The sequence below is a fragment of the Nodosilinea sp. LEGE 07298 genome, from assembly GCF_015207265.1.
GTDB lineage: Bacteria > Cyanobacteriota > Cyanobacteriia > Phormidesmidales > Phormidesmidaceae > Nodosilinea.
Window position 1 is genome coordinate 1 of record NZ_JADEXE010000254.1, and the last position, 9,619, is coordinate 9,619.

The 9,619-nt window shown below is 54.2% G+C and carries 12 protein-coding genes; 4 read left to right on the forward strand and 8 right to left on the reverse strand.

The window, feature by feature from the left end:
* On the forward strand, window positions 1-264 hold a 264-nt coding region (locus IQ273_RS25285; RefSeq protein ID WP_194025912.1), incomplete at its 5' end, for a pyridoxal-phosphate dependent enzyme.
* On the opposite strand, the gene IQ273_RS25290 is transcribed toward IQ273_RS25285, so the two are convergent.
* The 3 genes from IQ273_RS25290 to IQ273_RS25300 form a co-directional block, all read right to left on the reverse strand.
* Window positions 261-527 carry a hypothetical protein gene (locus IQ273_RS25290; protein WP_228053833.1) on the reverse strand — a complete coding sequence of 89 codons (267 nt, stop codon included), beginning with the start codon at window positions 525-527 and terminating at the stop codon, window positions 261-263. The two genes, IQ273_RS25285 and IQ273_RS25290, sit on opposite strands and share 4 nt — an antisense overlap.
* A gap of 64 nt (window positions 528-591) precedes the next feature.
* Window positions 592-1,254: a DUF938 domain-containing protein gene (locus IQ273_RS25295; RefSeq protein WP_194025914.1), complete on the reverse strand. Its 663-nt coding sequence runs from the start codon at window positions 1,252-1,254 to the stop codon at window positions 592-594.
* Window positions 1,255-1,274: 20 nt separating this feature from the next.
* A complete protein-coding gene (locus tag IQ273_RS25300) occupies window positions 1,275-1,655 on the reverse strand; it encodes a hypothetical protein (RefSeq protein ID WP_194025915.1) in 381 nt (126 codons plus the stop codon).
* A gap of 117 nt (window positions 1,656-1,772) precedes the next feature.
* Here IQ273_RS25300 and IQ273_RS25305 point away from each other — a divergent pair, with 117 nt between their 5' ends.
* On the forward strand, window positions 1,773-2,048 hold the full coding sequence (locus tag IQ273_RS25305) for a hypothetical protein (protein ID WP_194025916.1): 276 nt from the start codon (window positions 1,773-1,775) through the stop codon (window positions 2,046-2,048).
* Window positions 2,049-2,077: 29 nt separating this feature from the next.
* On the opposite strand, the gene IQ273_RS25310 is transcribed toward IQ273_RS25305, so the two are convergent.
* Window positions 2,078-2,317 (reverse strand): hypothetical protein, encoded by a 240-nt coding sequence (locus IQ273_RS25310; protein WP_194025917.1) that lies wholly within the window; start codon window positions 2,315-2,317, stop codon window positions 2,078-2,080.
* Window positions 2,318-2,889: 572 nt separating this feature from the next.
* On the opposite strand from IQ273_RS25310, the gene IQ273_RS25315 reads away from it, so the two are divergent.
* Together IQ273_RS25315 and IQ273_RS25320 are read left to right on the forward strand one after the other, a co-directional pair.
* Entirely contained in the window at window positions 2,890-4,200 is a 1,311-nt protein-coding gene (locus IQ273_RS25315; RefSeq protein WP_194025918.1) for a J domain-containing protein, read from the forward strand.
* 334 nt (window positions 4,201-4,534) lie between these two features.
* Window positions 4,535-5,212: a DUF4145 domain-containing protein gene (locus tag IQ273_RS25320; RefSeq protein WP_194025919.1), complete on the forward strand. Its 678-nt coding sequence runs from the start codon at window positions 4,535-4,537 to the stop codon at window positions 5,210-5,212.
* A gap of 402 nt (window positions 5,213-5,614) precedes the next feature.
* Here the strand turns inward: IQ273_RS25320 and IQ273_RS25325 are convergent, their stop codons facing one another.
* The 4 genes from IQ273_RS25325 to IQ273_RS25340 form a co-directional block, all read right to left on the reverse strand.
* Complete coding sequence (locus tag IQ273_RS25325) at window positions 5,615-6,205, reverse strand: general stress protein (protein WP_194025920.1); 591 nt, start codon at window positions 6,203-6,205, stop codon at window positions 5,615-5,617.
* A 159-nt stretch (window positions 6,206-6,364) separates the two neighbouring features.
* Window positions 6,365-7,273, reverse strand: coding sequence for an ROK family protein (locus IQ273_RS25330; RefSeq protein WP_194025921.1), 909 nt, complete (start codon window positions 7,271-7,273; stop codon window positions 6,365-6,367).
* A 59-nt stretch (window positions 7,274-7,332) separates the two neighbouring features.
* Entirely contained in the window at window positions 7,333-8,610 is a 1,278-nt protein-coding gene (stpA, locus tag IQ273_RS25335; RefSeq protein ID WP_194025922.1) for a glucosylglycerol 3-phosphatase, read from the reverse strand.
* 92 nt (window positions 8,611-8,702) lie between these two features.
* The gene (locus tag IQ273_RS25340) at window positions 8,703-9,497 is read right to left on the reverse strand and encodes a YdcF family protein (RefSeq protein WP_194025923.1); all 795 of its coding nucleotides are present in this window, start codon (window positions 9,495-9,497) and stop codon (window positions 8,703-8,705) included.
* Window positions 9,498-9,619 lie beyond the last annotated feature (122 nt).

Below are 9,619 nucleotides of genomic sequence, written 5' to 3' on the forward strand. Positions count from 1 at the left end.
ACCCTGGCCAATACCCTCGCCCCCCGCAGGACAGAACCCCTCAACTTTGAGATTATTCGCCACACCGTAGACTCGTTTGTGCTGGTCAGCGATGAGGCCATGACCGACGCCTGCCGCTGGCTGTGGTTTGAGCTGGGCATTGCGGCAGAGCTGAGCGGAGGCGCGGCGATCGCCGCCCTGATGACCGGCCAGTATCAGCCGCAGCCTGGCGAAGTCGTCTGTGCCCTGATCTGTGGTACCGGAACAGCAGGGCTAGAACATTAGGCAACAACGGGGCCAAGGGTCGATGAAATGCGCATGGCCAGCTCGGTCAGGTTGTCGCGATCGGTGCAAAATTGCTCGGCCTGGGGTCGGGGCACTGCCGCCTCCACCAAGTATTCCACCAGTAGGTTAAACAGCATGTCTTCCGCTAGCTCGCGCTGGTCGGCCCAGCCCCGCTGCTGATAGTGCAGATACTCCTGGCAGCGCAGGGCCAGATCGTGATAGGTGGCATCGCTGGTTAAAAACTGAAGGCTGCTGACAATCATGGCGACCTCAGAACACAGGTTAGCCACAGTCTAACGAAACAGCCCCAACGAAGCGGTTACGGCACTAACCGATCGCCCTAAACACCACCGAAAGATTGTTGGCAGGCATAGCTAGGGTTTCGACTAGCGCCAGTTCGTGAGCTTTGGCGGCGTCGACCACCGCTTCCAAATCGCGCACGCCCCACTCCGGGTTTTGGGCCTGCAAGCTGGCGTCAAAGGCCGCGTTGCTGGGGGCGGTGTGCTGCCCGTTTTGCTGGTAAGGGCCATAGAGGTACAAAATGCCGCCCGGCGGCAAAATTCGCCCCGCCCCCGCCAGCAGCCCCAGGCAGGCCGCCCAGGGCGAAATGTGAATCATATTGATGTTGACCAGGGCGGTGATCGGGTAGCGCTGCAAATCTAGCCCTGGCAGCGCATCTTGAAGGTTCTCAGATTCGATTGGCCATAGGGGAGCAGCGGCATCTAGCGCCAGAGGTGGGTGCAAGTTGTCGGCAGGGGCAGCCGCTTGCCAGGCGACAATGCTATCGCGGGCGAAGGGGTCGAGGTCGGAGGGCAACCACTGCCGAGGCGCTAAACGCGGCGCAAAAAATACGGCATGCTCTCCGGTGCCGCTCGAAATTTCGAGCACGGTGCCGGTGGAGGGCAGCACTCGCTGAAGCACCGCTAAGATGGGCTCGCGGTTGCGCTCAGTGGCAGGAGCATAGCGACGAGCATCGGAAGGAGTTGACATTGCCGCTATCGCCTCTCACATTAACGAAAATCGCCGTCCTCCATCATAGGAGGCTTTTGCCGGGACGATCGCTTGCGCTTGATCGCTTTGGTGTAGCCAATCGCCTGAATTTCGTTGCTGTTTGGCCCAAACTGACCCAAGATCGACTGCTTCATGGCCAAAACGGCGTTGTGAAAAGCCCACTCGGCCCGGCGGGCATGGTCGCGGGCAGCTTTTAGGGTGGCCTCCATCACAACTTCGTTTTGCTGGCTCTGCCGCATGGTCTGGTAAGCCTGCTGCAAGGTCTGATGCGACGCCTCTGGCCGCATGGGCGCATAGTTGGCAATCGTTACCAGGCTGTTTAGGGCTTGAACATCTTGGGCAATGCGCTTGGGCGCGAGGCGGCGGGTCGTATCGGTCATGGCGGCTTGGCTTGGTGGGTGGGAATGCGGCAAAACGCACCCCGCTGGCCTGGTGCTGTCTCGCCTAAGTTCACAATGCCCAGCTGATAGAGGCTTCGCTCAGGCGCAAACCGAGTTGTGGTTGCTGAGAATAGCTCGGGGGGCGATGGCAACGCTATTGCAGCCTATGAAAACGCCGTTGTGACCGCTGACAATGGCATTGCAGGAGATGAGAACTGGGTTGTGGTGGGTGGCAACAGCGTTGTGGGGCGATCGCGCTGGGTTTGCGATCACGACAACGCTGTTGCCGAGCCAAGCAATGGCCTTAACCCTAGAGCTACGGCTCTACGGAGGCCGCAGACCGGCTCAAGCAAAGCGAAACCCAACCGCCGTGAGCCTGCTGGGTTCCGCTAAGCGCTCTGACCGACCTACAGCGCCAGCACTCAGGGCCTGGTGACCCCTCGCCTGCGGGTCATAACGCTGATATATTCGCCACTGCGCCCGGTGGGGATGGGTTCTGACCAGGCAACTCTGTCGCAGTAGCCCAATGAGACCAAATGGTTAATGCCATCGATGAGCGCACCGTAGTCACCCAGCAAAATATGGCGCATGGTCTCTTGCCGGTAGGTGGGCAAGGCAAAGCTGTCGGGGCCGGTGCCCTCGGGGGTGTTGTCTAAAAACATTCGGGTTGTCTCCGTTTTCGGTAAAGAAAACGGGGAACTATCCAGATCCCTCGTTTCGGCAAAGCGAGAGACCGGATCTAGAATGAACCCAGTCGTCGCAGCTTACCGGTATTAAGTTGGGACGATTAGGGGGCTTGAGGAGTTGCACCTCCCCAAGTTCCCGACTGAAATCATTCCCCGCAAAAATAACGTACTTCAAGTACGCCATAAGTTCAACCGTATTGGCTGACCGATATATCAAGGTCTGGTGACGGCTTTGGTGTACGGAGTGGTCGCTGAGGCTGGTTGATCAAGTTGCGGGCTAGCCAGCTTTGTTGAGATATGCGGAAGGTTTCTTGCGATCGTCCTAAATCAGACTAATATGCGGAAAGTTTCTTGCGATCTACCCAATTCAAGTTGATATGCGGAAACTTTCTGCCTATCCACCCTGACAAGAGCAATATGCGGAAACGTTCTCTCTAATAATATTGTTAGCCCTTTAAGTTGTCGATGGGACTTCAGTTTTAAGGCTATCTGTGGGTACTCTACCAATTGGACTTGCATGTATATTTATTCGACAAATCTAAAGAAACGTGAACAGAAAAGACCCGACGGGATATTACACCTTGCTGGGTGTCCCCAATACTGCATCGGCTCCTGAAATTAAGTCTGCATTTCGGCGGAAAGCGAAAGATCTTCATCCAGATCGAAATTCATCACCTGATGCGGCGAGAGAGTTTCAGCATCTTAATGAGGCTTATGAAGTTTTAAGCAATCCTGATACCCGTGCGCGATACGATACTTTATATACTCAAATCCCTCAGGCCAAGACAGCATCTCACCACCAAGTAGCACCAGAACCTGTTGTTTGTTCATGCTGTAAAAAGGTCACTGCTCAACCAAGATATATTATATTTTTCCAAGTTACGAGCTTTATTCTTTTAACTATTCGCACTCCAGTTCAGGGAATTTTCTGTCCAAAATGCGCTGAAGGTAAAGCAATACAAAGCACGATAACTACTTGGCTTCTAGGTTGGTGGGGACTGCCTTGGGGCTTGATTTATTCAGTGTCAACAATATTCCAAAATCTTCTTGGTGGAAGTAAGCCAAATGAAATAAATGCGCGCCTATTAACATACCAAGCATGGGTATTTACAACCCAAAATAAGTTTGAGCTTGCACGTGCCGTTGCAGCAGATGCTCAAGACTTTGCAAAAAAGACCAAAAACGATGATGGAAGAAAAGTCCTCAGCTTAGCAGAAGAAATCCTTTCTGCTTTAGATACAAAAACACCGATTAAACGACTGAAAAATGTTTGGTCGATCCCTAATCGGGCTTTTTATGTACAGGGGAGTATATTAATTGCCGTTGCCGCTCTATCTGTCGGTTCAGTTGCTTACGTTCCAACTGAAACTAATCAAGTTAGCCCAGTCGCACCGTCTACACAACCTGATACAAGTTCACCACCACCGCCACAACCTGAACCTGAATATGTTCGTCCAACTACAGCGGATAATGGTGTTCCATTCCCTTCTACATCTAGTTATATTGATGGTTACCCGATACAGGCGACGGACGGTTATTCCAATGTGATTGTAGATAATTCGCAGAATGATTCTGACGTATTCGTCAAATTATTTACTCTAGACACGAACCCTCCAGCGCCAGTACGAGTATTTTTTATCCTTGCCAAGGAAAAGTTTACAATCGAAGATATTAAGGCTGGTAACTATGATGTTAGATATCGTGACCTTGATTCTGGGGCGCTTGCACGTACAGACCCCTTTGATCTCAGAGAATTTGAAACTTTAGAAGGAATTGAATTTAGTGAAGTTACTTTAACTCTGTATAAAGTATATGGTGGCAATATGCAAACTCATTCAATTTCAGAAAATGAGTTCTGAGTTGGCGAAGGGCTAACAACCCCAACGCAGCGGACGGGCGAAAGCTGCTGGTGCTAAGTCAAGGGTGTCTACCGCCGCTGGTTGGGAACGTTAGACCGCTAGATTGTTGGTAGGACGGTACATGAAGCTTATCGGTTAGCTTCTTATTTCTTGATATCTCTGCAATCTTGTGTGGTGCTGAGGCTAGTTTGTTTTTTGAGTTATTGACTTCGTTACAAGCTTGTATAAATGAGTTTTGTGGCGAGAATTGATTACAGGTGAACCACACGATAAAATTTGATTGCTGATATAGTTTTGGAGAATCAACCGTTAACATCAAAATCATAGAGATCAAATGAAGGATAAGACTGTTCGCCACTGCGGACATTGCAGCAATCACACTTTGCATCAAGTTGTATTCCATTACTCATCGCCAGCACTTTGGGATCACATTGCTGATCCGTATGAAGAAGAAGAGAAACTTAGAGAGATAGAACCAATCCTCTACTATGTGCTTGAATGTAGTACCTGTAAAGACATATCTTTGGTTGGAGGTTATGCAACAGAACTACCAGAAAAAATGCATGATTATCCGCTACTGTATCCAAACTCCATTGAGTTGCCGGATAGCGTCCCCAGAAATATCCGTGCTGTATATACAGAGGGTGCTAAAATTCGACATCGAGCACCAAATGCGTTCGCAGGACAGATACGTAAGGCACTAGAATTGCTTTGTGATGATAAAAAATCTTTAGGGCGCGATTTATTTCACAAGCTTCAATACCTTAGTGATAAAGGGGTACTACCTATCACTTTGACTGATATGGCTAGCTTGATACGCAAAATTGGCAATGCAGGCGTTCATTCAAAAGGTGAAGTATATTTTTTTGATGCAGCTTTAATAGATGATTTTTTTAGAACCGTGATTGAATATGTTTATATAGCACCCATAATGGTAGAGTCCCTGAAGAGCCGTTTAAAACAATATAAAGAGCAATCGGTAGAGAGCCATTGCGAATCGGAGACAGAGTAAATCGAAGTGAATTTAGGTTTATCATTTTGGGCGCGGTCTAACAATTCTGGTGCAGCGGACTGACCGAAGCCGCTTGGGTGAGTTGCAAAGACTTCGACAACCGCTGACCAGAACCGTTAGCAGTGATCGCCCGTAGGTTAGGTTGACGAAGGAAACCTAACAACTCCTTCACCACCTACCTCACTTGCTTCAGCGATCGCCAAACCACATAATCAAATAAGGCCGTCGCTAGATAAAGGTATGAATTAAAACTGCAACATCTCTCGTAGGGAAAACGACCGTTTGCCCCTACCCAAATTTATACTTCAATTCAGCAACACCCAAATAAGATAAAAGACCCATGAAAAAGAGGGCACAGCTTAGCTGCGCCCTCAACGTTAAGCTTTGGCTTAACAACTAGTATTAGTGCGTAGTCGCATGGGTAGGTGCTGTAGTCGAGCCATAGATATTCCAGTCACGAATACCGTTATCGCTCAGTACCGACTCAGCCGCCCGAATCTCTTGCTCGGTGCCTTCTACCAGCACCAGATAATCGTCGTTATTGTACACGCGATCGTTGTAGTAGTTGGCCCGGTCTTCGGGTACACCCCAGCCGATCAATGCGCCAAGTAGACCACCACTGGCCGCACCAATACCGCCACCCAGTAGCGTATTGGCCAGCAAGAAACCAACTTCTGCAATAGGCCCCACACCAGGGATAGCCAGAATACCAAGGCTACCAATCAAACCAATGGCACCACCGGTAGCTGCACCGGCAGTTGCACCGGCACCGGCACCACCTTTAGCTTGTTCAGCATTAGACTTATTGGGGTCGTAGTCGCGATCGGTCGTTAGATCTCTCAACCCTTCGCCCGACTTGGCCACAACTGAAATGCTGTTCATATCGAAGCCAGTGTCGCGTAGGCGGTGCATGGCACGCTCGGCCTCTTGCCGAGTCGAAAACAGCCCAACGGCGCGGCGTTTTTGGATAGGTTGGTTATCGGTCGTTCTCATAAAATTTTCCTCCAGTGAGGATTGCATCTGACAGAGCTGATGGCGTAAATACTCACGGCATAAACCATCGCTTGCCTATTTACATCATGGCGAATTCAGCGCCTGATCACCTCGGTCATTAGCCATAAACAAAAGTCCCCCAAAGGCTAGACGTTGGCCCTAGCGGTAGCAAAGGAACAATCGCTGCATCGCCAGACGCGCCGCCCCAACCATGCCCGCCTGGTTGCCCAATTCGGCTACCAGCACCTGCATACCTTCGCGAGAGCTGGGCAGCACGCGACGCGCTAACTCAGCCTGCGTCGTGGGCAAAAACAGCTCTGCCGCTGCGCTAATGCCGCCGCCGATAATCACCGCTTCGGGGGTGAGCACGTAGACCAAACTGGCGATACCTGCGCCCAGCCAGCGACCGTAGATTTGCCAAAACGCGATCGCCGCCTCATCGCCCGCTTTCGCTTTGTCATACAGCGCCGCTGGGGTCAGCCCCGTCTCTCGCTCAATCGCCTGCACCGAGCAGTGCTGCTCTAGCGAGCCCTGGTTGCCGCTGTTGCAGGGCGGTCCATCGGGGTTCAGCGTAATCAAGCCCAGCTCTCCAGCGGTGCCCTGGCGACCGACAAACAGCCTACCATCGAGAATAATCGCGCCGCCCACGCCAGTCCCCAGCGTCAGCGTCAGCACGTCTTTAAAGCTGCGCCCGGCTCCCAGCCAGGCTTCCCCCAGCCCGGCGCAGTTGGCGTCGTTGGCGACGATAACGGGGCGACCCGTTGCCGCTTCGAGCGCATCGGCAATGGGCACATCAGTCCACCCCGCTAAGTTAATGGCGACGCGGGCAAGGCGACCAGCAGCATCGGCGGGGCCAGGAGTGCCCACACCAATGGCGACGGCTTCGCAGTTGGGGTCAAGGGCTGCGATCGCCTCAGCCATCACCGCCATCACCGCCTCGGGGGTTGATGGCTGGGGGGTCGGTACAGATAAATCGGCCAGGCACTGCCCCGACTGGGTAAAGCGCCCCAGCTTAATCGCGGTGCCGCCCAAATCTACCCCAATCACCTGCTGCGCTGCTGTCGCCATCGCCGATCCCTAGCCTTTTGAATGCTTTGCCAGGGTCATTGTCTCAGATTGTTTGAGCGTTAGGGTCGCTGGGTCGCTGCGGTTTGAAAGGCCTGGCAGTACTGCCGGTAGCCGCCCGGAAACACCACGTTGAGCACTAGCGGATCGTCCTCGTCGCGGGCGTCGCCGGGGCCTTCAATGACAACGCTGGTGCCGCCGCGATCCTCCAGCTTGAGGGCCTTGCGGTTCTTGAGTTCGCCGCCGCTGCTGTCGACGTAGGTGACCAGGTTGCCGGTGTCGAAGTGCTGGCCGATCGCCTGGATGAGATGCAGAAAGTTGCGATCGCTGCCGCCCCGCTTCGCCACGGGCTGCCCAGCTTCCGTAACCACCACGCTGGTCACCGTATCGCCCACGCCCACCAGGGTCGGCATCAGAGCCGGGTCAAAGGCTTGGATCACTAAGTCCAGCAGTTCGCTGTGGCTGTGGGGAGCCTGACGCACGCTAAAGCCTTCGCCCAGGGGATAATTGCCCGTTCTAGCGGCGTAGTAGCGGTTCAATAATGCCAGCACCCCCGCCTCTTTAATCGCCCCTCGCAGCATGAACTGAAAGTCGGTGGTACCCGACTCACCACCCTGGCCAAACCAGAGAATTTCTGTGCCGTCGGGGCCGCGTCCGTGGTTGGGGGCATAGTGCACAAAGAATGAGCCGTCCAGCCCCTGGTTGGCCGCATCGCGCAGCAGGTCTTCCATCAGCGTCTGCATGGCGTACTGAAGATCGCTGTAGAGGGCCTGATGGTCGCCCAACAGGCTATAGAAGGTGTTGAGGTTGGCGGTGGGCGAGGCCATATTGTCTAGCACCGACGCCTGAATAGCTTGATCTAGGGCAGGGCCAGCCAGAACGTTGGAATGCTGCTCAAAGAAATGACGCAGGCGATCGCCCATCTTCTGGGGCACCGCCGCCAAAAAAGCCAGCTCTGCCTCGCTCACCCCCGGATGCGAAATGTCGCCCGCGCGAGTTTGCCACTGCACACCCCCCGCCGCCAGCCCCGGCAGGTAGTAGCGCCCAACTTGGGCTAGCTCTGCTCCCCCCAGCGATCGCTCGATAATGCCGTTCATGCCCCGCTTGCCCGTGTGCTCGCCGTTGGTCAGCACGTAGAAGTGGCCGTCGAAGCGCTGGGTAGCCTCTAGGTAGCCAATCTCAACCACGCGATCGAGGGGGTCTTTGACCAGCCCCATGCATACCCCATCCAGGTCTTGAATAATCAGCAGGTTTTCGGTGCTGGCCAGCCGGTCCACCCAGGCGGCGTGATCGAGAGAATACACCTGCTGGTGCAGTAACGGAGGAGCAACATAAGACATAGAGAGAGCCACTGTACCTGCTAAGCAAACAGCCAAACCGTACCAGCCCAGCCGCCAAACGACAACTCCCCTGGGGCAGACCTAGCAGCGATCTACAGCCAGCCCTTCAGCCAGTAAATGCCAATACCCAGGTATTCCTTCAGGGCGCGGGTGAAGTAGTGCAGGTTATCGGTTTGCGGCATCAGGCTCAGGGCGCGGCCCTGCCAGGTGGTTTGGCCTGGTTTTTGGGGGTCTGGGGCGACATGAAAATCGGTGGGGGCCGGAATGGCCTCAAAGCCCTGCTTTTTGAAAATCGCCAGCGCCCTGGGCATGTGCATCGCTGAGGTCACCAACAGAATGCGCTCAATGCCGCGATCGGCCAGCAAAACCTGAGTGTAGGCGGCATTCTCAAACGTGTTGAGCGAGTCTGGCTCCATCAGCATGGCGCTGGGAGGCACGCCCAACGCCTCCGCCAGCACAGCCATATCTTCGGCTTCAGAACGGCTCTGGCTCTGGCTCCAGGTAATGCGCCCGCCGCTCAGCACCAGCAGTGGTGCTTTGCCCGCCAAATATAGCCGCGCCCCGTGCAGCACGCGATCGCCCTCCTCAGCTAAGTCAATCCAGGGCCGAGGCGGAAACTGCGGCTTAATCGACCCGCCCAGCACCACGATCGCCTCAGCTTCGGGCAAATCGACAGTGTCTTGGTAGCGCCACTCCAGCGATCGCATTACCCCAGTAGATACCCAGTTATTGCTGCTCACCAGCAGCAACAGTAAGGCGAGGGCGATCGCCCCCGTCGCCCACCGAGGCCGCCGCTTAATCAACACCAGCGCTACCACCAGCAGCACACAGGCCAGCCCCAGCGGATAGATCAGCAGCGGCAGCAGCTTAGACAGAAATAAAAACATCGACCCCGCTCTCCACTACCTACCCCCAACTCACCCATCCCCACGCTTCGACAAGTCGCTGCGCGTCTTCATCCCCTCATCCCCCCGCTTCCCCAACAGCTCTCGCATCTCCTCCAGCAAAG

Excerpts from the sequence above, each read along its gene's own strand:
- IQ273_RS25290 (WP_228053833.1), bottom strand. The coding sequence starts at position 527 with ATGATTGTCAGCAGCCTTCAGTTTTTAACCAGCGATGCCACCTATCAC.
- IQ273_RS25295 (WP_194025914.1), bottom strand. The coding sequence starts at position 1,254 with ATGTCAACTCCTTCCGATGCTCGTCGCTATGCTCCTGCCACTGAGCGC.
- IQ273_RS25300 (WP_194025915.1), bottom strand. The coding sequence starts at position 1,655 with ATGACCGATACGACCCGCCGCCTCGCGCCCAAGCGCATTGCCCAAGAT.
- IQ273_RS25310 (WP_194025917.1), bottom strand. The coding sequence starts at position 2,317 with ATGTTTTTAGACAACACCCCCGAGGGCACCGGCCCCGACAGCTTTGCC.
- IQ273_RS25320 (WP_194025919.1), top strand. The coding sequence starts at position 4,535 with ATGAAGGATAAGACTGTTCGCCACTGCGGACATTGCAGCAATCACACT.
- IQ273_RS25325 (WP_194025920.1), bottom strand. The coding sequence starts at position 6,205 with ATGAGAACGACCGATAACCAACCTATCCAAAAACGCCGCGCCGTTGGG.
- IQ273_RS25330 (WP_194025921.1), bottom strand. The coding sequence starts at position 7,273 with ATGGCGACAGCAGCGCAGCAGGTGATTGGGGTAGATTTGGGCGGCACC.
- stpA (WP_194025922.1), bottom strand. The coding sequence starts at position 8,610 with ATGTCTTATGTTGCTCCTCCGTTACTGCACCAGCAGGTGTATTCTCTC.
- IQ273_RS25340 (WP_194025923.1), bottom strand. The coding sequence starts at position 9,497 with ATGTTTTTATTTCTGTCTAAGCTGCTGCCGCTGCTGATCTATCCGCTG.